29 protein-coding genes and 2 tRNA genes are annotated in these 23120 nt (G+C 40.3%); 15 read left to right on the top strand and 16 right to left on the bottom strand.

Features of this window, described 5'->3' with window-relative positions; translation table 11 throughout:
• Positions 1-21 precede the first annotated feature (21 nt).
• From SU86_RS03430 to SU86_RS03420, 3 genes are read left to right on the top strand one after another with little or no spacing between them, the layout of a single operon-like run.
• Positions 22-1134 (top strand): ATP-grasp domain-containing protein, encoded by a 1113-nt coding sequence (locus SU86_RS03430; RefSeq protein WP_048187482.1) that lies wholly within the window; start codon positions 22-24, stop codon positions 1132-1134.
• Positions 1127-2047, top strand: coding sequence for a succinate--CoA ligase subunit alpha (gene sucD / locus SU86_RS03425; protein ID WP_048187481.1), 921 nt, complete (start codon positions 1127-1129; stop codon positions 2045-2047). The genes SU86_RS03430 and sucD overlap by 8 nt, the downstream gene beginning before the upstream one ends.
• Positions 2048-2075: 28 nt before the next feature.
• Complete coding sequence (locus SU86_RS03420) at positions 2076-2243, top strand: 50S ribosomal protein L40e (RefSeq protein ID WP_048187479.1); 168 nt, start codon at positions 2076-2078, stop codon at positions 2241-2243.
• Here SU86_RS03420 and SU86_RS03415 read toward each other — a convergent pair whose 3' ends face one another.
• The 6 genes from SU86_RS03415 to SU86_RS09350 form a co-directional block, all read right to left on the bottom strand.
• Positions 2244-2732 carry a YkgJ family cysteine cluster protein gene (locus tag SU86_RS03415; RefSeq protein ID WP_148550752.1) on the bottom strand — a complete coding sequence of 163 codons (489 nt, stop codon included), beginning with the start codon at positions 2730-2732 and terminating at the stop codon, positions 2244-2246.
• 44 nt (positions 2733-2776) lie between these two features.
• Positions 2777-3718: a TerC family protein gene (locus SU86_RS03410; RefSeq protein ID WP_048187475.1), complete on the bottom strand. Its 942-nt coding sequence runs from the start codon at positions 3716-3718 to the stop codon at positions 2777-2779.
• A 164-nt stretch (positions 3719-3882) separates the two neighbouring features.
• The gene (locus SU86_RS03405) at positions 3883-4977 is read right to left on the bottom strand and encodes a methyl-accepting chemotaxis protein (protein ID WP_048187472.1); all 1095 of its coding nucleotides are present in this window, start codon (positions 4975-4977) and stop codon (positions 3883-3885) included.
• 152 nt (positions 4978-5129) lie between these two features.
• Positions 5130-5534: a hypothetical protein gene (locus SU86_RS03400; protein ID WP_048187470.1), complete on the bottom strand. Its 405-nt coding sequence runs from the start codon at positions 5532-5534 to the stop codon at positions 5130-5132.
• 75 nt (positions 5535-5609) lie between these two features.
• The gene (locus SU86_RS10085) at positions 5610-5741 is read right to left on the bottom strand and encodes a hypothetical protein (RefSeq protein WP_256363752.1); all 132 of its coding nucleotides are present in this window, start codon (positions 5739-5741) and stop codon (positions 5610-5612) included.
• 33 nt (positions 5742-5774) lie between these two features.
• Positions 5775-7271 (bottom strand): HAMP domain-containing histidine kinase, encoded by a 1497-nt coding sequence (locus tag SU86_RS09350; protein ID WP_052755453.1) that lies wholly within the window; start codon positions 7269-7271, stop codon positions 5775-5777.
• A 262-nt stretch (positions 7272-7533) separates the two neighbouring features.
• Between SU86_RS09350 and SU86_RS03390 the strand changes: the two genes are divergently transcribed.
• On the top strand, positions 7534-9564 hold the full coding sequence (locus tag SU86_RS03390) for a methyl-accepting chemotaxis protein (protein ID WP_048187468.1): 2031 nt from the start codon (positions 7534-7536) through the stop codon (positions 9562-9564).
• 1 nt (position 9565) lies between these two features.
• Here SU86_RS03390 and SU86_RS03385 read toward each other — a convergent pair whose 3' ends face one another.
• A complete protein-coding gene (locus SU86_RS03385; RefSeq protein WP_048187466.1) occupies positions 9566-10567 on the bottom strand; it encodes an aldo/keto reductase in 1002 nt (333 codons plus the stop codon).
• The gene (locus SU86_RS03380) at positions 10564-11631 is read right to left on the bottom strand and encodes a zinc-binding dehydrogenase (RefSeq protein WP_048187464.1); all 1068 of its coding nucleotides are present in this window, start codon (positions 11629-11631) and stop codon (positions 10564-10566) included. Before SU86_RS03380 ends, SU86_RS03385 begins: the two co-directional genes overlap by 4 nt.
• A 78-nt stretch (positions 11632-11709) precedes the next feature.
• Here SU86_RS03380 and SU86_RS03375 point away from each other — a divergent pair, with 78 nt between their 5' ends.
• Complete coding sequence (locus tag SU86_RS03375) at positions 11710-12015, top strand: hypothetical protein (protein ID WP_048187462.1); 306 nt, start codon at positions 11710-11712, stop codon at positions 12013-12015.
• Here the strand turns inward: SU86_RS03375 and SU86_RS03370 are convergent.
• Positions 12012-12356 carry a response regulator transcription factor gene (locus SU86_RS03370; RefSeq protein ID WP_052755452.1) on the bottom strand — a complete coding sequence of 115 codons (345 nt, stop codon included), beginning with the start codon at positions 12354-12356 and terminating at the stop codon, positions 12012-12014. The two genes, SU86_RS03375 and SU86_RS03370, sit on opposite strands and share 4 nt — an antisense overlap.
• 322 nt (positions 12357-12678) lie before the next feature.
• On the opposite strand from SU86_RS03370, the gene SU86_RS03365 reads away from it, so the two are divergent.
• Both SU86_RS03365 and SU86_RS03360 read left to right on the top strand, forming a co-directional pair.
• Positions 12679-13146, top strand: a complete 468-nt coding sequence (locus SU86_RS03365; RefSeq protein ID WP_048187459.1) for a cupredoxin domain-containing protein — start codon at positions 12679-12681, stop codon at positions 13144-13146.
• Between the two features lie 37 nt (positions 13147-13183).
• The gene (locus SU86_RS03360) at positions 13184-13570 is read left to right on the top strand and encodes a hypothetical protein (protein ID WP_236687748.1); all 387 of its coding nucleotides are present in this window, start codon (positions 13184-13186) and stop codon (positions 13568-13570) included.
• Here the strand turns inward: SU86_RS03360 and SU86_RS03355 are convergent.
• Positions 13547-13873, bottom strand: a complete 327-nt coding sequence (locus SU86_RS03355; protein WP_048187455.1) for a winged helix-turn-helix domain-containing protein — start codon at positions 13871-13873, stop codon at positions 13547-13549. The genes SU86_RS03360 and SU86_RS03355 overlap by 24 nt on opposite strands.
• A 253-nt stretch (positions 13874-14126) precedes the next feature.
• Here SU86_RS03355 and SU86_RS09480 point away from each other — a divergent pair, with 253 nt between their 5' ends.
• A complete protein-coding gene (locus SU86_RS09480) occupies positions 14127-14294 on the top strand; it encodes a DUF1059 domain-containing protein (RefSeq protein ID WP_082096100.1) in 168 nt (55 codons plus the stop codon).
• Between the two features lie 27 nt (positions 14295-14321).
• Here the strand turns inward: SU86_RS09480 and SU86_RS03350 are convergent.
• Positions 14322-14415 (bottom strand) — tRNA-Val (locus tag SU86_RS03350).
• 69 nt (positions 14416-14484) lie between these two features.
• On the opposite strand from SU86_RS03350, the gene SU86_RS03345 reads away from it, so the two are divergent.
• Positions 14485-16257, top strand: coding sequence for a M3 family oligoendopeptidase (locus SU86_RS03345; RefSeq protein ID WP_148550750.1), 1773 nt, complete (start codon positions 14485-14487; stop codon positions 16255-16257).
• 41 nt (positions 16258-16298) lie between these two features.
• Here SU86_RS03345 and SU86_RS03340 read toward each other — a convergent pair whose 3' ends face one another.
• The gene (locus tag SU86_RS03340; protein WP_052755450.1) at positions 16299-16724 is read right to left on the bottom strand and encodes a universal stress protein; all 426 of its coding nucleotides are present in this window, start codon (positions 16722-16724) and stop codon (positions 16299-16301) included.
• A 286-nt stretch (positions 16725-17010) separates the two neighbouring features.
• On the opposite strand from SU86_RS03340, the gene SU86_RS03335 reads away from it, so the two are divergent.
• Positions 17011-18111: a hypothetical protein gene (locus tag SU86_RS03335; protein ID WP_148550748.1), complete on the top strand. Its 1101-nt coding sequence runs from the start codon at positions 17011-17013 to the stop codon at positions 18109-18111.
• Here the strand turns inward: SU86_RS03335 and SU86_RS03330 are convergent.
• Positions 18104-18655 carry a pyruvoyl-dependent arginine decarboxylase gene (locus SU86_RS03330; RefSeq protein WP_048187451.1) on the bottom strand — a complete coding sequence of 184 codons (552 nt, stop codon included), beginning with the start codon at positions 18653-18655 and terminating at the stop codon, positions 18104-18106. The two genes, SU86_RS03335 and SU86_RS03330, sit on opposite strands and share 8 nt — an antisense overlap.
• A 148-nt stretch (positions 18656-18803) precedes the next feature.
• On the opposite strand from SU86_RS03330, the gene SU86_RS03325 reads away from it, so the two are divergent.
• Positions 18804-19379 (top strand): hypothetical protein, encoded by a 576-nt coding sequence (locus tag SU86_RS03325; protein WP_236687747.1) that lies wholly within the window; start codon positions 18804-18806, stop codon positions 19377-19379.
• Here the strand turns inward: SU86_RS03325 and SU86_RS03320 are convergent.
• On the bottom strand, positions 19356-19574 hold the full coding sequence (locus tag SU86_RS03320; RefSeq protein ID WP_048187447.1) for a hypothetical protein: 219 nt from the start codon (positions 19572-19574) through the stop codon (positions 19356-19358). The genes SU86_RS03325 and SU86_RS03320 overlap by 24 nt on opposite strands.
• Positions 19575-19656: 82 nt before the next feature.
• On the opposite strand from SU86_RS03320, the gene SU86_RS03315 reads away from it, so the two are divergent.
• The 4 genes from SU86_RS03315 to SU86_RS03300 all read left to right on the top strand — a co-directional run bounded on the left by SU86_RS03315 (position 19657) and on the right by SU86_RS03300 (position 21935).
• A tRNA-Thr gene (locus SU86_RS03315) sits at positions 19657-19733 on the top strand.
• Between the two features lie 117 nt (positions 19734-19850).
• Entirely contained in the window at positions 19851-21356 is a 1506-nt protein-coding gene (locus tag SU86_RS03310; protein ID WP_082096099.1) for a DEAD/DEAH box helicase, read from the top strand.
• 33 nt (positions 21357-21389) lie between these two features.
• On the top strand, positions 21390-21632 hold the full coding sequence (locus SU86_RS03305; RefSeq protein ID WP_048187445.1) for an Lrp/AsnC family transcriptional regulator: 243 nt from the start codon (positions 21390-21392) through the stop codon (positions 21630-21632).
• Positions 21633-21647: 15 nt separating this feature from the next.
• On the top strand, positions 21648-21935 hold the full coding sequence (locus tag SU86_RS03300; RefSeq protein ID WP_048187443.1) for a hypothetical protein: 288 nt from the start codon (positions 21648-21650) through the stop codon (positions 21933-21935).
• Positions 21936-21949: 14 nt separating this feature from the next.
• On the opposite strand, the gene SU86_RS03295 is transcribed toward SU86_RS03300, so the two are convergent.
• Complete coding sequence (locus SU86_RS03295) at positions 21950-22420, bottom strand: cupredoxin domain-containing protein (RefSeq protein WP_052755446.1); 471 nt, start codon at positions 22418-22420, stop codon at positions 21950-21952.
• 90 nt (positions 22421-22510) lie between these two features.
• Positions 22511-23098: a cupredoxin domain-containing protein gene (locus SU86_RS09345; protein ID WP_052755445.1), complete on the bottom strand. Its 588-nt coding sequence runs from the start codon at positions 23096-23098 to the stop codon at positions 22511-22513.
• Positions 23099-23120: the final 22 nt, after the last annotated feature.

Genomic DNA, 23120 nt, shown 5'->3' with positions numbered 1-23120 from the left:
GACCCCAAAAAAACGTCCTCCATGCGACTCTTGGAATTCCAAGCAAAAGAATTGTTTGGACAGTTTGGAATCAAAACCCCAAAGGGCAGATATTCCAAAAACATCGAAGAGGCAAGGGAGCATGTCAAAGAATTAGGATTTCCATTTGTAATTAAAATTCAGGTCCCAGTTGGCGGGCGTGGCAAGGCAGGAGGCATCCAAAAATGCCAAAACCAGGACGAGTTTGAGCTAAAATACCCGCAAGTTGCAGGCATGACCATAAAGGGCGAAAAAGCACGCGCCATTTTGCTTGAAAAGATGGCAGAATATGAAAAAGAACTATACCTATCATTGTTTTTGAATCGCTCAAAGCGCTGCTATACCATAATAGCATCAGGTGAGGGCGGAGTTGAAATCGAATCAGTCAAAAACCAGACAATCAGAGAAGTTGGCCTTGGTGATGTCAGCTCACAAGTAGCAGAAGATGTAGCAAAGTCAATTGGTCTGTCTGGCAAGTCAATTCCAGACTTTGTGGATATGCTGCAAAAACTAGCAAAGCTAACCAGAGAAAAAGAGGCCGAGCTTGCAGAGATAAATCCAGTTGCACTTCTCAAGGATGGCTCATTACTTGCACTAGACGGCAAAGTAGTCACTGATGATAATTCCAACTTTAGACACCTAGATATGGACAAGTACCAGGAAAAAACCGAGCTAGAAGAGCGCGCAGAGAAATCCGGATTCACACTAGTAGAATTAGAAGGCAACATTGCAGTTGTAGGCAATGGTGCAGGCCTAGTCATGTCCACACTTGATATGCTAATTGATAATGGTGGAAAGGCAGCTTGCTTTTTGGATGTGGGTGGCGGTGCAACCACGGAATCAGTATATGAAGCGCTGACTTTGATTTCAAAGATGAAAAAGGTCAAGGCAATTTTGGTAAACCTGTATGGTGGAATAGTAAAAACAACAACGGTGGCATCTGCATTTATCAAAGCGTATGATGATAAGCTGATTGATCTGCCAGTATACGCAAGACTGATGGGCGCAGAGTCTGAGAAATCAAAAGAGATGCTAAAGAACACCAAAACCAAAATGTTTGACTCAGTTGAAGAGGCAATCAATGGAGTTGTGGTGGGAGTATCAAAACATGGCTAACATTTACGAGATTTTGCGCGGCACCAAGGAATCAACCGGTTCTTACCAAAAAATGCCAGTAATAGTCCAAGGAATAACTGGCACCTTTGGCTCGCTTCACGCAAAAATGATGATGGAGTATGGTACAAACGTTGTAGCAGGCGTAACGCCAGGCAAGGGCGGACAGAAATTTGAGGACAAGGTACCAATTTACAATACGGTAAAAGAGGCAGTCAATGCCACAGGTGCAAAAATATCAATTGTGTTTGTTCCTGCCAAGTTCTTTTTGGGCGCAGCAAAGGAGGCACTAGAGGCAGGCATCAAGTTGCTGGTTGCCATACCAGAGCACGTTCCAATCATAGATACAATGCAGGTCCTAGAGATGGCAAAGCAAAAAGACGCCATCGTGATTGGCCCAAACACACCTGGAGTGATGATTCCAGGTTTGATCAAAATTGGCATAATGCCGGCTAGTCCGTTCAAGGCAGGAAACATTGCAGTACTATCAAAGAGTGGCACTCTACTATACGAAATATCAAATGCATTATCCAAAGCAGGCTATGGCCAGTCCATAACAATTGGGATTGGTGGAGATCCTGTAAATGGCACCAGAATGATCGATGCTTTTGAGATGATAAAGGACGATCCGGACCTCAAAGGAATTGTCGTAGTTGGCGAGATTGGTGGCGATTCTGAGGAGATTTTAGCTCAACATATCATTGACACTGGTTTCAAAAAGCCAATTGTTGCATACATTGCCGGACGAAACGCACCAAAGGAAAAGAGAATGGGTCATGCCGGCGCCATAGTAATGGGTACATACGGTTCTGCAGAATCCAAGGTTTCAATGTTTAACAAAGCAAACATTCCAGTCGGCAAGCGACCAAATGAGGTTGCCATGCTTTTGTCAGGCAAATTAGGATCCAAAGACTAAAAAGGACACCAAGAGGGATTTCAACAAGATGCCAATCACAGACCCAGAAAAGAAACGAATTGCGCAGGGAGCAAGGCTTCACATGAAGATTTGCCTAAACTGTGGCGTCAGAAACTCTATGGCTGCAACAAGATGCAGAAAGTGCAGAACCCAATATCTAAGACTAAAGAATCGCACTCTGGGCGCAAAGAAATAGCTAATACCTAACCTTTCGCAATATTATGTACGGTGTTTTCTCGGATTCTGTTGGTAGTATTATGCTGGTGTTGCCGGAAAATATCTCTACCTTTTGCATTACTTCAGAAAATGCCCTGTCCTTCTCCAGATCTTGCAGATATGACTCAGCCCACGACCAATCTGAGTCCGGATTACAAGAATACACTATCCAGCAGTATGATTCATTGACTTTGAGAATATCAAAAGGATATGCACGGCAATCAAACGGCCTTTGGTGATATATTGAGCATTTATCATCAATCCAGAAAACACATTCTGTCGAGTCTTTCTTTTTGTTAATTGCCTTTATGATATTTCCATTGACGTTTCTATCATGTAAGAATTCATTGGTTGCCTTTCCAATAGATTTTAGTTCAATAAAATCAGAGTCAAACACCAATGGAACAGCAGAATCAGTACAGCAGCCCTGAGATTTGCAGCTGCCGCAAAGTGAGGAAAAATCAGGCATTATATTGTGTATCAATTATTCTATTTAGTTTTTTCAAAAATTAATTATTCTGGATGTCTTTTTGCACGAATAAACGATAATCCCAATGCAGCCCCCAATATTCCCATTACCACGCCCAACGACAATACGGTTGGAATTTCAATGTGCTCAGAAACTAGCATCTTTATTCCAATGAACATCAAAATCGCAATAAGGCCAGGCTTGAGATAATAGAATTTTTCCATGACACCTGCCAAAAGAAAATACAGACTACGCAGGCCAAGAATTGCAAAGACATTTGATGTTATGACAATGAATGGGTCCGTCGTGATTGCAAGAATGGCCGGAATCGAGTCCAGTGCAAACAACAAGTCTGTAAATTCTATTATTACTAGAGCAACCAGTAACGGTGTTGCGTATTTTATTCCGTTTTTTATCAAAAAGAACTTTGGCTCTGAAATGTTCAGCTCAACTGGCATTATTTTACGCAGTGCACGAACTGCAATGTTTTTTTCAACCTCGATTTTCTTTTCCTTTCTTTGGACCAGCATTCTGAGTGCGGTAAATACCAAAAATCCACCAAATAGATAGATCATCCAGTGGAATTCTTCCAATAGATGAGCGCCGGCCAGAATTAGCGGCACCCTCATCGCTATTGCACCCAGTATTCCAAGTGACAGTACCCTATGCTGGAACTTGTGAGGAATGTTTAGTGATGTGAAGATCAGCAAAAAGACAAACATGTTATCAACAGATAGTGATTTTTCCAGGGCATAGCCCGTGATGAATTCCGTGAGTTTTTGCTCACCCATATCAAAATAGATTATACCCGCAAAGATTCCAGCCAGTGAAATCCAGACTATGGTCCATCGTAGTGCGACCTTAAATGGCGGAACCTCCTTGTGGTCAGTTTTTTTCCGCAGTCTTGAAAATACTCCTAAATCAATTGCAAGTGAGATCCCGACAAATATGGAAAATATCGTCCATAGTAGGTAAACGTCATTCATGCGTCAAAAATGACACATTATTTACTCATAATATACTTAGGCTACGGGATCTAGCACGACATGGTGCTCACAGTATTTTGTGCAAGCCAGTTTTTGACAGACCTAATCAAGAAAATAGAAAGGGTTTAGATTTTCTTTCGATCTCTTGGAAGGTCAAGTAGGAATCATTTGACTAGCTTGGCCTTTTTTGCGGTTCCAAGTTTTTGAATTATTACAGAGTGCCAACCAGTAGAATATCCCTCAAAGCCAGGAGACAGCGCATGTGCTATGCAACAATTCAACCCTAGGTATTCTATGAAGATGTGATTTTGTTTTTCATTAAAAAGACTGGTCTTTTGATCAAAATCAAGACTTTCTCGTAGCATTTTTCCCTCAGAGTCTGCCAGAATCAATCCAGAATCATCCACTATGCAGATTCTGGTGTTTTTTTTCTCATCATCTGAGATCGGTGTGTGCTCAATTACAGTTTGAGACAAAGATTCCCACTTGAATATTACGCCCAAAACACCAATGATGTTTCCCTTAGAGTCGCCATTTTCCCGTATCGCCGCAGAATAAATCAGACATAAATTATTTGAGACAAGGCCCGATCGATGTACAGATTCGAATCCATACTGACTAGAATTTTTTGTATTCATGGCAGAGACAAACCATCTTGAATCAGAAACGTTTGTTCCTCTTGATGGGAATTTTTCTGGATTACCGTTTGCAACTATGTTTCCGTTTACATCTGCAATTACCAAATCATAATACACAGTATATGCTTGCAAAATGACGCCCAATCTCTTTGATGCAAAATCATACGAATCCTGTGTTTTGCTGGAAAGTGCTCCAACCACACTTGGATCGGTTGCCCACCACCTAACATCGGCTGTTCTCTCATAGAGATTTCTGTCAATTAGATCGATGTTGACTAACGCCATGTTTGAGAGTCTGCTTCCCCTAAATTCCTTGGACTGGGTTTTTATCAGATTACCAACCTTGATGATTTCTTTGGTGTCATTTTTCATGGTGTCTGTGATTTTGCTGGTTGTCTCAGATAGTTCACTCATGTTTGTTGCAACAATACCAAACGGCCTGCCATAGGTTCCAGCCCTTGCTGCCTCAATTGAGGCATTGACTGACAAAACGTGGGTCTTGTGATTTACATCGTTCACTTTATCAATTGCTACATTTAGCTTTTCGGCGATCAGATCAGTAAACTCTACTACTTCTTCTAGTGTGAATTTTTTTTCTTGTTGGGTTTGAGTAGTTGACACAGATCTAGTCTTTTTTGGAATCAGACTAGAACCATTGTATTATTATTTTAAACAAACATGTTATTTTATAGCATTTATGAAAGACCAAATTCAAGATAGTAAGTAGCGAAAACAGTATTGCAACATCCATACAATGGGTTTGTTTTTGTTATTTACTGTCTGAAAATAAAGCAGATCTTGTTTTGTTGGGCTACGGTATGATGATTTTCTGGCCTATCTTGCATTGCCTTCTCCATTATGCCGCTAAAAAACAGATTTCCAAGATTCCCCATAGTGTGTTCTATTGAGACATAGTTTTTTCCAGCCCGTGCGTATTTCACTAGAATCGTAGACGGGATTTTTGATGAAATGTTCTGCAATGTGACCTGCGGGTCTTTGTTGTAGTTTTGAGTCAGTATCGTGCTCACCACATCGTTTACGGCATGATTTACTTTTTGATCAAAGATCTTTGCTAGAGGGTAATTATCAGACTCGATATCATCCATTGAGAGATTTGATGACAATAACATCTCAAATTCGGATTGTTTTTTGCCTGCCTTTTGTTCAAGATAAGTCAAACACATAGCAAGAGTTTTGCGAGCCGTATTAGTCCCTGTATGTGAGAATCATACACGCAGGTTTCTGTATTATATTTAAAGTGCCTTCATGGATTTTTGGAACATCATTGATGTCTTAAAATGAGATTCCATGTCGTCCTCTTTTTTTTCTGGAATCATTTGTTTTCGTCCACGCCTAAATGGATCGTCAACATCTCGGACACACATGATTGTTTACCATATCAAACCAATATAAGAATTCTAGATTCTTGGCAGAGTTATTGTGAATGTGGTAGGCTTGTTTCTAACAGATATCGTACCGTCATGCTGTTCTATGATGTTTTTGCAGCTTGACAATCCAAGGCCTGTTCCCCTCTGTCGCGTTGTAAATAACGGATCAAAAATGTTTGGCAAGACATCTTCTGGAATTCCCGGGCCAGAGTCACTAATATCTATTGTAATGTGTTTTGTGTATCCAGATATTTTGATCGTGATTATACCTTTGCCATCAATTGCCTGAATTGCATTCAAAATGACATTAGATATGGCGGTTCGGAGTTTTTGCTCATCGCAGTCGATTTTTTCATCAGTCAAAGGGCGCTCTATTGAGATGTCTCGCGGCAAATCCAGATCATCTATAGATTTTGCAATTATTTCCTTTACAGATGTGATCTTTTTCTCAAGCGGAGTAGTTCTCACAAAATTTAGAACATCATCAATTTGGTGAGACATGCGTTGAACAGAGTTTTCCAGCTTGGTAAAATGATCTTGGAGTCTCTTGTCATTTGATGGATACTGTAGTTTTATTATCTCAGCCACATTTTTGATAACGGATAGTGGATTTCTTAGATCATGTGCAATTCTTGCAGACAGCTCGCCAATCGCAGTCAGCTTTTCTGTTTTTAGTCGTTCTTGAATTATTGTCAGTTTGCGTTCAGTTTCAATAGAATTTTCGAATGAATTCACCATGGACTCAAATTTTTGTCCCAGATCATCAAGCTCGTCATTACTTTGGGTTTGGAATTTTATGTTGTAGTTGCCTTGAGAAACCTCGTCGGCTGCCAGACGTAGTAGCTTTATTGGTCTTGATATTGAGCGTGAAATGAAATAGCTTAACAGTATTGCGATCATCAGTAACGTGGGAATTCCGATAAAAAGTAGTGTTTGTGTTTCTGCCAGCAGGGTTTCTACGTCTGTTATTGATTGATCTATTTTTATTGTGGAAACATCAAGTGTTTGATCGAATTCCATACCCTTATCTTTTGAATACTCCTCCAGTGCCTGATGATACAGATTTTTTGCGTTCCAATAATCAGCGGACTCTAAGAGTGAGATTGCTTCTGATTGTTTGCCTTCTCTTACCAGATCAATTGAACGATGTTCAAAATCTACAAGTAGTACATTTGCCTGATTTATGGTATTGAATAACGTTTTTTCCTTTTGTGAGCCAATGGTAAATGCTTCTTGTATTGTTTTATCGAGCTTTGGTTCTGCATCAAAATACAGTTCGGCCCATTTTTCATCAGATGTAAACGCATAGTTTCGAGCTGCCTGGGTCAGCAGTTCATCATAATATCGCATGAAAACTGTCAGGCTGTTAAGATGGGATACGGTTTTTAGATCATCAAGACTGGATTTTGTGTCGGTTTTGAGATGCGATAAACTATTATCCACTTTGAGAAAACCGATTATTCCGTTTGGTGCGGTGATTGCGATGATTATCAGAAATCCAAGTAGTAATTTTTTTTGTATTTTCACAATCAGATGTAATTGATTTTGACTTTAAGATGCATGATAAACAAAAATCGACAATTTGTTATTTTTGATAGCCCAAATCATGTGTTTAGGATCAATTACGGTGTTGAGATCAGTACTAAAAAATTAATAAGATATTCGTACCATGCTAGGTAATAACCTCATATCATAATATAGATAAATTGTTCTGACTAAACACACATTATCATATAATTAGTCGGCACCAGACTAAAATATGAAATTATTAGGCTCATTAAATTCAAGGTTGATCTTTCTTTTTGTGCTAATTGCGGCAGCTCCAATGGCAATAGTCTCATTTGTCAGCTTTTCCATTGCACAAGACTCACTTGAACAGAGATCATTTGATCAGCTAAAAACACTTGCAAGTGACAGAGCAAAATCTCTAGAGCAAATAAACGCATTTAGAATTCAGCAATTAAACCAGGTTGCAGAAATGTCCCAAGTCATTGATGCGCTAAAAACAGGCAATACTGAATCACTATCAGAGATTTTTGAGAAAACAAGACAAATCACGGGTGAAGAAAACGGATATCAGAATTTCAAGCTAGTTTCATCAGATGGTAAAATAATTTATGCTCAAGATTCGTCATTGATTGGGATAGATTATTCATCGGATGAATTTTTCCAGAGAGGACTACAAGAATCGTATCGAGAATACACACGAGATAATGAGAATAGGATAGCTGTAGTAGCAATTCCAGTTTCGGATTCCAATGGTGAAAGAATCGGAGCATTAATTGCAAATACCGGTGTTCCAACGCTAGACAAAATCGTACTGGACAGAGACGGATTAGGTGAGACAGGTGAGACATATCTTGTTAATTTTGATAAGACCATGATCAGCCCATCCAGATTCACAGAAGGACTTGAATTCAAGCAAAAAGTAGACACCCTGCCAGTCAAAGAGTGTATAGAAAACGGCAAGGACATTTCTGCATCAATTTATCCGGATTACAGAAACGTTCCAATCTTTGGAGCATCAAAGTGTGAGCCAGCACTTGGTTATGTATTGATTGCCGAATTCGATGTTGCAGAAATAATGATACCAATAGTATCATTACAAAACATGTACATCATAACTGGCGCAATAGTAGTTGGTGTGGTAGGAGTGTTTGCGTTCTTTATCTCAAAATCGATTTCTCAGCCAATCAAAAATGCAGCAGAGATTGCAAGAAAGATAAGCGAAGGCAACCTAGGAGTTGAGGTTTCAGGCTCTAAATCCAAGAATGAAATAGGCATGCTGCTAAATTCTGAAAAACAGATGGTGGAGAAGCTAAGATCCACATTATCTGAGATGCAAAATGCGTCCCAATCAGTTTACGCAAATGCCCAGCAATTATCTGCATCAGGCACCGAGCTAAACACCTCAGTCCAACAAATAGCATCAACTGTAGACCAGATATCTCGAGGATCACAAACCCAAGCGCAAAGAATCGAAAAATCAAAGATTACAGTAGAAGAATTAACAAAATCAATGAATGAGTTATCCAGTAGTGCAAGGGAATCTGCAGAGATATCAAGTCAGGTAGGAGTACTATCTGAGCGCGGTGCAGAATCTGCAGGTGAGGCAAATGAGCGCATGAACAAGATAATAGAGGTGACAAATGATTCTGCCAAAAAGGTACACAAATTAGCTGATAAAACAAATGAGATCACTGCCGCACTACAAGTAATCAGAGAGATTGCTGATCAGACAAATCTTTTAGCACTAAACGCCGCAATAGAGGCAGCACGAGCAGGCGAGGCAGGCCGTGGATTTGCAGTGGTAGCAGATGAGGTAAGACACCTAGCAGAAAGCTCAGCACAGTCTTCAGATGATATTGATACCAAGCTAAAACAAATTCAAGAATATGCACAAGAAGTGGTAGAAGAAATCGAGACCAGCTCAAATGAGGTAACCCAGGGCAAAATGGTCATTGATTCATCATTAAAGACATTACATGAAATAGCAACAAACATCAAAAATGTATCAGAAAATGTCAAGAATTTGGCAGACTTTGCACATGAGCAGGCAGTCAAAGTTGAGAGCATTTCTTCAGATGCAGTAGAAGTTGCTGCAGTCTCAGAAGAAAATGCCGCATCGACAGAAGAAGCATCAGCTGCAGTTGAAGAGCAAACGGCGCAGACCCATGAAATCGCAGCTGCCTCGACTCAGCTGGCAGAATTAGCCTCACAATTACAGGCCACACTATCCAAATTTACACTTGAAGTATCAAAGCCAGAAGAAAAACCTGCTCAGAAATCAATTCTTGCCAAAATAGGCCTGGCAAAATAAGTCAGCGATATTCCGAGCCGCAATCACCAATTATATCATATAGGTCGTTTGCTTGAGTGGTGATCTCTGTTATCATATGATGATCATCAGAGTCTAGTTTCAGCGAAAAGGTTTCCTTGTTTTGCTCGATATGATCTGAGAGTCCAAGTCTGGCTCCAATTATAACTCCCGCAACCTCGGGCTTGTCCAAAATGAATCGAGTCGCAACATTTGCGATTTTGGTTTGGTGTTTTTTTGCAATTTTATCTAATGTAGATAATAGTTTTTGGAACAAGCTCCATCCACCCCATGCATCAACCATATTCTTGTATTTTTGAAGTGAATACGTATCCAGATCAGCTTGTGTCGGCTCGGGTGCACCAAGGAATCGCTCAGATACTAGTCCGCCTCCAAGTGTTCCATAGGTTAATAGCTTGATGTTGTTTTTCTTACAGAATGACTCCATTTCTACTTGGGGTCTCTGATCAATTAAGGAATACTGGATCTGGTTTGAGACTGGCTCAAATCCTTCATCTAGCATTATCTGCATTCGTCTAGTGTCAAAGTTTGTCAGGCCAATGTGTAGGACTTTTCCCTCATCATGTAATGCAGTAAGATGTCGTAGTGCATCAAGATAGCTTGGATCATCATAATCCCACCAATGAAACTGGACCAAATCTAGCTTTGATATATTCATTCGGAGAATGGAGTTTTTGATTGCTCGTTGGACCAGGTTTTTACTCATTGGTCCAGGATTTGGCACAAATTTTGTCAGTCCTACTAAATTGCTCAGATCACTGCCAGATTGCTCCAAATCGTGCCTGAATTTGCCAAAAAACTCCTCTGCAGGACCATAAATGTCTGCCATGTCCCAACTTGTCAAACCCGCGTCATGGTACGATGTCATTGCAGGTATGGCATTTTGCGGTGTGATGTATCCGTGGCCTCCGGCAACTTGCCACATGCCGTTTATGATTCTGCAGATCTTTAGATCTGGTGCAAGATTAACAGTTTCAATTTTCATGGCTTCATTATGACTTTGCCAAAGATGTTTCCCCTTAGCATCTTAGTGTGGGCCTCTGCTGCCTGCTCTATTGTGTATACAGAGTCAATTACTGGCTTTATCTTTCCTTTTGAGACCCAGTATAGGGCATCTTCAAGCTCGGCCTTGCTTGCCAAAGTAGAACCTAGAATGTTTGTGCCCTTGAAAAATATGTGCCTAAGATCTGATTGCACATCATATCCGGTTGTGGCACCTGTAGTGACTAGTGTTGCACCATATTTTAGCAGGGCCAATTCCTTATTCCAGTGAGTACCTCCGATGTGCTCAAAAATCACATCTAGTCCTGGAATTCCATTCTTGTCTTTTGCAAATTCCTTTGATATTGAAAATACTTGCTTGTGCCAGTCTTCCTTTCTATGATCCACTGCATAGTCTGCACCTATCTGTTTGCATTTTTCCAGCTTGTCCCCAGACGCAGTAGCTATAACTGTACAACCATACAGTTTGGCAATCTGTATTCCAAAGATTCCCATGCCAGAGCCACCACCCATTATCAGTACAAGCTGTCCCGGTTGGATTTTTGCACGGCCAACCAACATGTGCCATGCAGTCATCAAAGTCATCGAGCAAGCTGCTGCATCTTCATATGATACGTTGTCTGGGATTTTTACCGCATTGACTTCGGGTAGATGTGTGACTTCGCAGTATCCACCCCACAATGGCCCTGTCTCAAAGCCCCAAACTCTACGCTTTTTGCAATCAAATTCACGCCCAGATGTACAGTTTTTGCATAACCTACAAGACAGGTTGCCATGCGATACTATCCTATCACCAACTTTGATGCTAGACACATCATCACCAATTGATATGACATCGCCTGCAACATCAGAGCCTGAAATGTGTGGTAGTGGTACTTTGAGTGGACTACCCCTCATGCCCCAAATATCATCATAATTTAGGGCAGCTGCTCGCACTCTAAAGACAACCTCGTTTGGTTTTGGGACTGGTTCCGGCATGTCCTTTATTTGAAGAATTGATGCAAAATCATCGTTTGTAGAATAAATATCATAGACTAGGGCTCGCAATGAGAATTTTGGATTTTGTTTGTTTTTATGTTTTGTTTAGGTGAGAATATTTTAATAGAAATACAATCAAGTATAGTAATGCTATTTGGAGTCTTTGCAACACACAGCCCAGAATCATGTCCATTAAACAACAAGTGTAGCAAGAAAATGCTACTCCAGGTAAAAGCAAAGATGGAATCAAACAAAAAGAAATACGGAATTACCAAAACTGTCGGGTTTTACATTTCTGCGCTAGAGCACCTGTGGATCATGATTTTAGATGCAAAGAGTGCCCATGAGATAGAACAGTTTTGCATAGAAATCGGCATATCAACAATTAGCACAATCAAGATTGTCCCAATTAGTGAGCTTGATGTTTTATTAAAGAAATTAAAATCAAACTAGGCTTTTACTTTTTGATTTAGCGAGTTTGCTATTGCAGTCACAGAATATGGTTTTTGAAAAATGTCCTCTATACCAAAACTATCTAGCTTCTTTTTCATCAGATCTGTGTAATATGCCGTAATTATTATGACCCGTGCATCTGGATTGATTTTTTTGATTTCTTCTAATGCGTAAAACCCATCATAGTTTGGCATTACAAGGTCCAAAAACACAACATCTGGCTTGTACTTTTTGTACAGCTCGACACCCTCCATTCCGTTTCTGCCAAGACCCAGCACATCCACATTTTTTATCTTTAAAAATTCAGCAAAGACCTCAGAGCTGTCTATTTCATCATCCACTATTATAGCTCGGATCAACACCAGACAGAGTACATTCTGAGATTAAACTGCCTGTTTGTGTAAAACGACTAAACAGAATCAGCGAAGGTAATACCTTACTATCACACATGGTTACACTCATAACTAAAAACGCACCAGTTTTAGAATTATTTGAAATTATGATAAAACATTGTAAAAACGAGAACGCATGAAGGAACAGGGGGTTGATTTCTGCTAATTTGATTGCGTTCTCGTTCTAAGACAATATTGTCGTTTTTGCATTTATGAGATACTTAACATTGTTAATCATTGCCTAAATACAAACAATCATTCATGGTTGTGATTGTCAAAGCAAAAACCCAAAGGCAGAAAAATAAATCGCATGTCAATTATAGCAATAATCGGCGGCATTTTGATTAGCTCCACCGTAGGATATGCTCTGATTAATTCAATGATTCCAGTGAATGGGGACGGTCCGGTTTTTGGATTTCCAGAGAACATCTACATAAAGTCAATACACAGCGATCAGGGGTTTGTATTTTCATCACACTCAGGGGCTAAAAAATCAATCAGCCCAACCCATGTTGCACCTACGATTCATCTTACAAAGGATCAGCTGGCAACAATTCGGTTCATGAATGAGGACAAGACATCCAAGCATAACTTCAATATTGACGAGTTCAATGTACATACCAAGGATCTAGATTATTTTCAGCCTGAATCAGTAACATTTATCGCAAACAAAGCAGGAACATTCCAATACCACTGTACAATACATCCCGAGATGAGTGGAGCAATTCAGATTCAATGATTTCAACTTTTATTAAATTGGACTAGCCATGTCCGACATGGAGAATTCCGATTCGGCAAGATTCAGCATAGTTGAGGTAATTGATGGATTTATTGACAAAATAAACCAGATACGAAAAACACTGATTGGTATTTCTATTTCTGCACTAATTTTGGCACCCCTGGCAATCGGTCTGTCAGCATATTTGATTACGCATCAGCACTTCTTTTTCATATTAGAGGAATATGACGAATTTGGAGTCTTTCTTGCCGTTTCACTTGGAATAATAATCACAGTTTCACTCACATGGCTCATACTTGGCATACGCCAGTACATGATGCTCAAATCATGGAATGCCAGATACTCCAACTATGCCAAGAAAAAAGAGCAGATAGATAGCAAGATAAGCTCAGAGTTTGATCTAGGCGAGGATCAAGAGACTTAGATTATTCGTAGAGCTTGCGGATTTTCTTGGGAATAGTTCCTCGTATGGCTCAATTATCAATCTACAGAATTCGATTCCTTTTACAGTTGCCTTGTATATTGTGATGGTTCGCTTGCCTTCCTCTAGTGCAGTCTTTGAAATTAATCCACGAGTTTCCAGATTATCAAGTATGTGTTTGTGTTTTTTTAGATTAAGTCCACTGTAGCTAACTAGTGCAGTTTGGTTTAGCTCCCCATATTCGGTGAGAAGACTAATGATGTCTTTGATTATGTAGATTTTGTCGCGGTAGCTCTTGCTGCCCAATGTCTTTTGTGGCTAGTTGAGCTAATTAACCTGTGAGATTTTTTCATACATTACTTACCATTGTTAATCATTCTCTAAATATCGTCATACCAATATTATTCCATGAACAGTCCAACTCTTGGCTTGATTCATCTTGAAAGACTTGCAAATGGAACGATTTTTGTGAGGTTCAGAAAACCATTTGTTTTCAAGAATTAATGTCAGTTAACAAAGTTAACTAGAGATTATAAGGAATGGGAAAATACTTTGCACAATGACAATCAAATTCACATGCAGGGACTATGGATTTGATTGTGATTTTATTGCCATCGGAAATGATGTTGGAAAGATAATTGAGGAATACAATACACATTCAACAGAAGAGCACGGCATTGAATACTCCAAGGAAGCTCTGATGCAGTTTATCATAAGAAAGGGCTAAAGAACATACTATTTGGTTTTAAAAAAGTGGACCGAGTGGGATTTGAACCCACGACCCTTGCGGGATTTTACATCCTTACGCAGTGTGAGTGCGTCATCCTAACCAACTAGACAATCGGTCCAACTACCCACAGTTTGGTGCGATATTTTAGTGGTTAGAATAGTCATATAGAGGAAAATAAAGAGCCAAATTGCAAATGTACAAGCAGGGAAGATGGAGTTTGTCTGAACTTGCATCAGATCACAAGTCTCCGGAATTTGCAAAACAAATCACAAGGCTTGAGGCCAAGGTCAAAAACTTTGAGCGCATAAAATCAGCACTCAAGCCGACCATTCCATCCAAGGACTTTTACAGAATAATCCACCACATTGAAGACCTAGCTGAAGACGCAAGCAGGTTGGGCGGCTATGCGTCATTGCTGTATTCATCAGATACACAATCAGATGAGGCAACATCGCTTTTAACAAAGATATCAAAATTGGGATCCGAAATAGAAAACAAGACGCTGTTTTTTGATTTGTGGTGGAAGCGCAAAATTGATGAAAAAAATGCCACCCGACTCATGAAGGACGCCGGCAGCCTATACGAATACCTAAGGCATAAACGCCTCTTGGCAAAATACTCCCTATCAGAGCCCGAAGAAAAAATCATCAACACATTGGATGTTACAGGCTCTACTGCACTGGTAAAACTATACGACAAGATAACAAATGCATTTGAGTACATCATAACAATAAATGGCAAAAAGAAAAAACTCACACGCGAGCAGCTAAGTGTTCTGGTCCGGAGTACAAATCCAAGCTTGAGAAAAACAGCATATCAAACGCTTCTTGGCAGGTTTTCCTCCAACAAGGGAGTACTAGGCGAAATTTACCAGAATCTGGTCCTAAACTGGAAGGATGAAGGAATTGAAATCAGAAAATACTCTTCCCCAATATCCATTAGAAACATTGGGAATGATGTTGATGATAAAACAACCCAGACTCTATTGGATGTTTGCAAGAAAAATTCGAGTGTTTTCTACGAGTTTTTTTCATTCAAGGCAAAGTCATTAGGTCTCAAAAAGCTAAGGCGATACGACCTGTATGCACCCAGCGCAAAGAAATTCAAGGAAAAAAACTATACCTATGAAAATGCAACAAAACTAGTTCTAGATTCGCTAAACAGATTCAGCCCCACCTTGTCTGAATTTGCAAATAGAGTGTTTTCTCAAAACCATATTGACTCGCAAATTAGGCCCGGCAAGCGAGACGGTGCATTTTGTAGCACAGTATCACCAAAGCTGACTCCATATGTTCTGGTAAACTATGCAGGAAAATCAAAGGATGTATTCACGCTGGCTCATGAATTAGGCCATGCAGTGCACAGCCAAGCAGCATCAAAACAATCGATCCTAGTATCAGAGGCCCCACTACCACTAGCAGAGACGGCATCTACATTTTCCGAACTATTACTATATGACAATATCTCACACCAAATGGCAGATACCGAAAAGGCGGCCATCCTTTCTGAGAAAATAGACGACATCTATGCAACTGTAATGAGACAGGCATTTTTTACCATTTTTGAAGTCGATGCTCACAAGCAAATTGCAGACGGCACCACCATAGAGGAACTATCAAAGACATACATGAAAAACCTAAAAACCCAGTTTGCAAACTCTATTGAATTATCAGATGATTTCGCAATAGAGTGGAGCTGCATTCCACATTTTTACCACACGCCGTTTTACTGTTATGCATATTCATTTGGCAATTTGCTGTCATTGTCGCTATTCCAAATGTACCAAAGGGAAGGCAGACAATTTGAGAAAACATACATTGAGATTCTGGCTGCCGGTGGCTCACAAAAGCCAGAGACCCTGTTAAGTCAGTACGGAATTGACATATCCTCCGCCAAGTTCTGGCAGGATGGGTTTGATTACATTAGATCCCAAGTAAAAGAACTAATCATGATCAAATGACAACAACTCGAATTGTCGCCACGATATATTATAAAAAATAATTATTTGACAACCAATACCGGTATGTCTGCCTTGTGCAGTACGTGATTTGAAACACTACCAAGAAGTATCTCTTTTTTACCACTCATGCCCCTAGATCCAATCACAACTATATCAAAACCACCAGATTTTGCAATCTGTGTGATCTTATCAGAAGGATTTCCAGTTTCAATTCTTGGCTTGAAGGCAACATTTTCATTTCTTGCCCGCTCTGTTACGTCGCCTATTATGGACTCTGCAAAAGAGATCTCTTTCTTTCTCTGCTGAGGAGTTATGCGTAATGCAGATCTGATAGGTATGTGAACTACGTATAGACCAGTTATCATCGCCCCAGTTGGTTGAGCTATGGAAAGTGCTTTTTCAAATCCACGTATGGAGTTTTTTGATCCATCCAATGGAACCAAGATTTTCTGAATTTTTCTAATCATCGCTTAATTTTTTAGTTTTTTCCTTATAATGATTTTATAAATTATCAAAGTTGGTTTTGATTAAGTGAAAATGGGGCTGGCAGCCTTTACGCACTAGCTGCCAGTCCACGGAATTTTTTGTTCCCCGAACGGTTTGAATCGATGTCAATGTGGGTTTTTGATCATTCGAATTTAAACCTTTGATTTGTAAATGATCAATTCTTGCGCAAAGTTAATAGTAAAAATCCAGACACTCAGATTTGTGTATAGGATTTTTGGTTTGGCTTTTGCGTTGATTATGATTAGTATGATTCCAGCATTTGCTGAAGAGCCAAGGTTTGCAACATTCCATGAGACTGCCACAATATTTGTGGATCAAAAACTATCAAACAACGTCACCGCATCGGTATCACTACAGACAACATCGCTTCACGAATTCCAGATCCCACCAGCACTAGATGAAAAGATTCGCAACATGACGGATGTTGTGGCAGTTGTGATAACAAACGAGAACCAATGTGTCCTAGGGGTTCAGGATCAGATCTGCATTATGATCAATGTGAAAAGAATGGAGGGAGAGGGTGGAATCAAGGCAGCCCAGGAAAAGGCAAGATTGGCAGGCGATGCAGTGATTGAAGATGTGAATAGTTTCTTTGGATTTGATGCAGAATTCCATTCAGTCTTTATCCATTATGACGACAAGACAAACCAAGCACTAGGTACCGCAGGCCAAGTTTCTGGGCGCGGAACAGTCTCTGCGGTGTATACTGCACCATACCAAAGCACCGACTTTATGTTTAATCGAATCTCAGCCCCACTGATTCCAAGCCAGATAAGAAATCTAGGCGGATTTTACGATGTGGCACAAACACTGTCCAAGGATGATTCGTCCACTGTAACATTTACCATAATACCTCAAGGACCCATATCCATAATGCAGCTAAAGGTATCTGAGAAATATCCCAATGAGGCAAAAAGCATAACCCAAGTAGACCCGTTGAAATATCTCAAGGTAAATCAACTCAAAAAATCAGACTATTACAAGGTAGGATTCTTCCCGTTAAATTCTATAGTGCATGTTGTCATTTTACCAAGCGATGAATCTGCAGAAGCAACAGCGAACAATATGATTGAGGGGACGATTCGAAACAACCAAACCGTTCCATCAGATTTAGAGACAGGGGGGTGGTTCTTTGAATCGAATTCAGGCAAGAAAATTGAGGCCATGTATCTATTTGGTAAAGAATTCACTGCAGACGGATCTGATCTAAAAATAACATTCGGTAAGGAGACATTTCCAATAGTTTCAGGAAACATTGGAGTGCAAGAAATTGCAATACTGATAGGAATTGGTGCAGCTGCAGCAGGCGCTGTTGTGTTTTATTTGCGCGGAATGAAATCTAAATAATTAAAACTGCTGCAGAAAATACTGTAGTCCATCGTCCCTTGCTATCACCAATTGCTGTTTGTGTGACATTCATGGACTTGTAAATTTCACCAGATATTTTCCATTGTTTTCTTTTCTCATCCCAAGACTTGTCCAAATCAAATTTGATTCCAAGCGATGATGCAAGCATTTGGGCTGCAATGTCTTCTGCATAGTCACCCGCAGATTTTTCGTTTTGTCCAAATGCCTCGTATTCTGAGAGATATCCGTATCGGTTTGTGTCTTTTGGTTGTGCGACTCCAACGGATGCAGAAATTAGTCGATGTGGTTCGTTGGTTTGGTTTCTGGAATAAATGCAAAACAGAACCTGTCCAGGATTGATAAGCTTGAGGCCTTCGGCTCGCGAGACCATCTTTGCGCGTGGTGGGAATATACTGGATATGAGAACAATGTTGGTGCCTGCAATGCCTGCATCTCGCAGTGCATACTCGAAGCTGGTTAGCCTGTCTTCGTGGACGCCCTTGCCTTTTGTCAAGAATAATTTTTTTGCGACTAGATCAAGCATTTCGTTTTTTTAGGAATATCTCTATTTATTATACTTATTTCAGATTGGATGCAATTTGAATAAAATTATGTTTTTGGAAAAAATTTGTGATGACTTTTAGAATGTTGTCCGGCCACACTACGCACATGTTATTATTTAAGCAGGATAAATGCGAGTCATGGATGTATTTGGGTTCTCGCTGGACTCGGTTCTAAGCTCAGACGGATTCGTCATTGGATACTATGTCTTTACTGTCGCTACCTCGCTCATTCTAATCAAAGAGACAAAAAAGCGAGTGTTGGATCTTGCGGCGGGCGCAAAATCCATCATCTATGCGCCAGTAGCATTTGGCATACTGATTGGATATCTTCTCACACTATACCCATATGCTGAAAAAATCCCAATTTTGAATTGGAGCTGGCTTGGCTACAACATTGCCTTTGGCCCCTTTGCAGACCAAGGATTCTGGGGGATCATACCGTTTATCCCATTACTTCTGTACATGTTCATCCACATCAACTACGTAGAGGAACTGTACTTTAGAAAATCAAAAAAGATGGTTCTGGTTTGGGCGTTTGCCCATGTTGCAATGGGGATCAAATTGCACATGGCAATATTACTGATACCAGTAGGATTTCTCTTCAAGTATATTTATGACAAAAAAGGCCTAAACCATTCTTATGCAATGCATTTTGCAACAAACATACTGGTTGTAGTAGCTTTATTTCTTACTCTTCTTGGGTGACCATTCTGGCTTTGGCCCTTGGGTGAAAAACCTATACCCAATGAATCCTCCAATGCAGAGATTAAGCACGCCAAACAACACAATGAACATCATTGTCGGTTTGATTAGGAACATGCCAGAAATGATTCCCCATATTCCAGTTCCAAAAAACAGAATTGTTAGAACCTTGAGCTTCTTTGGTGGAATCCACTTCATTTGATGGATTTTTCATCCGACTCTATTAAAGAGTGCCGCCGCACTAACATTTTAAAACGCTCTATTTTGTTAGAAAATCGTTGCCAATATAGCTCAGCCTGGCAGAGCATCGGTTTTGTAAACCGAGGGTCGAGGGTCCAAATCCCTCTATTGGCTCCATTTCAATTTCATGTTCCAAGGATTTATTAGAGGAACAAAAGTTCCAGCACACATTAGGCTATAATGACGGAAAATAAGCAATGAGCTTCTTTGTCTGTCATTGCTTAGGAAAACAAATTGACAACATTTGATGAATTAGGGATTAAACAGTCCATCTTAGATGGGCTAAAGCAAATAGGATTTGCAGAACCATTTCCAATCCAAGAGGCAACTATACCTGTTTTACTATCAGGCAGAGACGTAATAGGCCAGGCCCATACCGGAACTGGAAAAACTGGCGCATACGCAATATCAATGATTCAGGGAGTGGAACAAAACAAGACCATTCAAGGATTGGTACTAGCACCAACACGTGAGCTTGCAATGCAAATCACAGACGAGTTCAAAAAATTTGCAAAGTTCACAGGGGTTAGAGCGGTTTCGATTTACGGAGGACAGGGAATGGGAGTACAATTACAGGCACTAAAGCACGGAGTAGAGATAATTGTCGCAACGCCTGGAAGACTAATTGACCACTTAAAACAAGGCTCCATAGAACTAAACGACATCAAGTATGTGGTACTTGATGAGGCAGATACCATGCTGGACATGGGATTCATTGACGATATTCGATTCATTCTGGAGCTGACCCCGGTAAACAAGGTAATGTCACTATTTTCGGCTACAATGCCGCCAGAGATTCTCAGACTGGCAGATGAATATCTGAACAATCCAAAACAATTTCTCCTGTCTGCAGATGACTTGTCAGGTGAGGGAATCGACCAGTCATATTTGATCATAAAAGACAGAGAAAAAATGGATTATCTCTTGGGATTTATCAAAGAAAACAAAAAGGCACAGACAGTCGTGTTCTGCTCTACTAAAAACAGAACCAGAGACGTTGCACGGGCATTGCGCCAGGAAGGATTCAATGCAGTGGCAATCGAAGGAGACATGTCACAGCACAGACGTGAGATATCAATGTCCCAGTTCAGACGAGGGCAAGCAGACATCCTGGTTGCAACAGATGTTGCGGCAAGAGGAATTGATGTGCCCGAAGTTGCACTAGTAGTAAACTATGATGTTCCAAACCAAGAAATGGTATATTTCCACAGAATCGGCAGAACCGCAAGAGCAGGCGCCAAGGGACGAGCCATCACATTGGTATCATATTCTTCAGTTGGCGATTTCAATCTCATAAAACAACAAGTCAAAGTACCAATGACTGATCTCAATGAAAAAATGGGAATCAAGGTCGACATTCCAGACCCACTAAAAAGACAAGTCGGTCCCCGCAGAACATTTGGTCGTGGAGGAGGAGGCGGATACGGTAGAGGTGGTGGAGGTCGAAGCTTTGGTAGAGGCGGAGGCGGATTTGGAAGAAGTGGAGGATTTGGAAGAAGCTCAGGATTTAGACGAGATGGTGACAGAGACTCTGGCAGTAGAAGTGGAGGATTTGGAAGAAGCTCAGGATTTAGACGAGATGGTGATTCTAGTAAAAGTGAAGGTTTTGGAAGAGGGGAGAGCAAAGAAGGTGGGTTTAGACGAGATTCTGATCATAAAAGAGAGCAAAGAGTAGAGGGCGGGTTTAGAAGTTCAAGAAGCTATTCTGCAAAAAGACCATCCCATAGACGCCGCTGGTAATCTTTTTTAAACTCGGATTGGAGTAACCATACAATGGAAGTAGGTTTTGTTTTGCTAAATTGTGACCTTGGCGCAGAAGAATATCTGCTAGACGAGATAAAACAGATTCCAGAAGTAAAGCAAGCATATCTTACATTTGGCGCATATGATATCATAATTGAAATCCACACAAAAACACCCGAGGATTTCGATAGAACAGTATCAAACAAGATTAGACGACTATCCAGAGTGATGAGCACAATGACCCTAAAGGTCCTTGCAAGCAAGACCAAATAATTACGGTAATTAAAATTGGAAAAAATTCAATATTCTGGCACAGTCTGGGCAATAAACCACAACAACCCAGAGCCACTAGTGACGCATTGCCTAAAAAAACTGCAAGATTATGGAATCAAAAAAGAAGACATCAGACTGACCGATGCACCAGAAAACGTCCAAGTCGGCGAAATAGTAGTAGAGATGTGGCCATACCACATAGATGTTGCACGAGTCAGAACAATTCGCAACGAGTCATTCATTTCTGGTTCGGTCATGCAAATTGAGCTAAAAGCAGACGAGCAAGGAAATTACATAGATTAAAAATAAAAAGAGTTTTAGCTGACTGTTACTTTGCCTTTCATCCAAGGATGAACTAGGCAGAAATAATCGTATTTTCCAGCAGCATCAAACTTTTGTGAGAATTTTTCTCCAGACTGCAAAAGACCAGTGTCAAACTTTCCATCAGGACCATTCTTTATTGTTCCACTAGTTGCGGTGTGTGCTGCAGTATCCTTGTTTACCCAGGTCACTGTGCCGCCTTTTGTTACTTTGGCCTCAAATGGTGAATAGCACTTGTTTCCTTTTTCGCAAGACTCGTTGTCAGATCCTTTGGCCATGTTTACGGTTACTTCGGATGATGCCTTGCTAGAGGGTTTGGTTGTCTTTTTTGTTGTCTTTTTGGTTTCTTTTTTGACTGTCTTTTTCTCTTTGGTTTCTGCAGCGTCGACTGATTGCATCATTGGTACAGCTAAAACTGCTCCAAGCAACGCAAAGATTGCGATTCCTGCAAGAACTGTCTTGTTCATGTTTTGTTGAGCCACATTATAACTTAATTAATTTTGTTGAGAATTTCATCTAGAGTATAATAAAATAAGAAAAATCAGAATTTCTTCTGATTATTGGACATTAATCGTGCCTTTCATCCAGGGATGGAGAATGCACATGTATGGATATGTTCCAGCAGTATTGAATGTGTTAGAAGCAGATGCGCCTGCATTGACAAGACTTGTGTCAAATGAGCTGTCAGTTGCTGTTGCAGTGTGTGCTGCAGAGTCCACATTTTTCCATGTGACCTTGCCACCTACGCTAACATTAACTGTGCTTGGCATGTAGCATTGATCAGCACAATCTTGTTTTGATGCTGTGCCTTTTGCCATCTCGACTGAAACTTCGCTTGCTGCAGAACCAGTAGCTGCTTTCTTCTCTTTCATTTCAGCTTTTTTGGTTTCTTTCTTCTCTTTGACTGCTGTTTTCTTGGCGTCTTTCTTCTCTTTCATTTCAGTCTTTTTGGTTTCTTTCTTCTCTTTGACTGCTGTTTTCTTGGCGTCTTTCTTCTCTTTCATTTCAGTCTTTTTGGTGTCTTTTTTTGCCATCATTTCAGACTTTTTTTTCTCATCTGCAAAGGCAGAATCAGTCATTGAAATGCTGACAACGGCTGCTAGTAACACAAATACTGCAATACTTGCAAGTAGTTTGGTATTCATTGTTGATCACCGAGCTCGACTT

The organism is Candidatus Nitrosotenuis cloacae (assembly GCF_000955905.1).
In the GTDB taxonomy this organism is placed as follows: Archaea; Thermoproteota; Nitrososphaeria; order Nitrososphaerales; family Nitrosopumilaceae; genus Nitrosotenuis; species Nitrosotenuis cloacae.
The sequence above is the reverse complement of the archived record's forward strand: the minus strand, read 5'-3'. Positions and strand labels throughout refer to the sequence as shown.

Excerpts from the sequence above, each read along its gene's own strand:
- SU86_RS03430 (WP_048187482.1), top strand. The coding sequence starts at position 22 with ATGCGACTCTTGGAATTCCAAGCAAAAGAATTGTTTGGACAGTTTGGA.
- sucD (WP_048187481.1), top strand. The coding sequence starts at position 1,127 with ATGGCTAACATTTACGAGATTTTGCGCGGCACCAAGGAATCAACCGGT.
- SU86_RS03420 (WP_048187479.1), top strand. The coding sequence starts at position 2,076 with ATGCCAATCACAGACCCAGAAAAGAAACGAATTGCGCAGGGAGCAAGG.
- SU86_RS03415 (WP_148550752.1), bottom strand. The coding sequence starts at position 2,732 with ATGCCTGATTTTTCCTCACTTTGCGGCAGCTGCAAATCTCAGGGCTGC.
- SU86_RS03410 (WP_048187475.1), bottom strand. The coding sequence starts at position 3,718 with ATGAATGACGTTTACCTACTATGGACGATATTTTCCATATTTGTCGGG.
- SU86_RS10085 (WP_256363752.1), bottom strand. The coding sequence starts at position 5,741 with ATGTGTGTCCGAGATGTTGACGATCCATTTAGGCGTGGACGAAAACAA.
- SU86_RS03385 (WP_048187466.1), bottom strand. The coding sequence starts at position 10,567 with ATGAAAATTGAAACTGTTAATCTTGCACCAGATCTAAAGATCTGCAGA.
- SU86_RS03375 (WP_048187462.1), top strand. The coding sequence starts at position 11,710 with ATGCTATTTGGAGTCTTTGCAACACACAGCCCAGAATCATGTCCATTA.
- SU86_RS03360 (WP_236687748.1), top strand. The coding sequence starts at position 13,184 with ATGGAGAATTCCGATTCGGCAAGATTCAGCATAGTTGAGGTAATTGAT.
- SU86_RS09480 (WP_082096100.1), top strand. The coding sequence starts at position 14,127 with ATGACAATCAAATTCACATGCAGGGACTATGGATTTGATTGTGATTTT.
- SU86_RS03340 (WP_052755450.1), bottom strand. The coding sequence starts at position 16,724 with ATGATTAGAAAAATTCAGAAAATCTTGGTTCCATTGGATGGATCAAAA.
- SU86_RS03335 (WP_148550748.1), top strand. The coding sequence starts at position 17,011 with ATGATTCCAGCATTTGCTGAAGAGCCAAGGTTTGCAACATTCCATGAG.
- SU86_RS03330 (WP_048187451.1), bottom strand. The coding sequence starts at position 18,655 with ATGCTTGATCTAGTCGCAAAAAAATTATTCTTGACAAAAGGCAAGGGC.
- SU86_RS03325 (WP_236687747.1), top strand. The coding sequence starts at position 18,804 with ATGCGAGTCATGGATGTATTTGGGTTCTCGCTGGACTCGGTTCTAAGC.
- SU86_RS03320 (WP_048187447.1), bottom strand. The coding sequence starts at position 19,574 with ATGAAGTGGATTCCACCAAAGAAGCTCAAGGTTCTAACAATTCTGTTT.
- SU86_RS03305 (WP_048187445.1), top strand. The coding sequence starts at position 21,390 with ATGGAAGTAGGTTTTGTTTTGCTAAATTGTGACCTTGGCGCAGAAGAA.
- SU86_RS03295 (WP_052755446.1), bottom strand. The coding sequence starts at position 22,420 with ATGAACAAGACAGTTCTTGCAGGAATCGCAATCTTTGCGTTGCTTGGA.
- SU86_RS09345 (WP_052755445.1), bottom strand. The coding sequence starts at position 23,098 with ATGAATACCAAACTACTTGCAAGTATTGCAGTATTTGTGTTACTAGCA.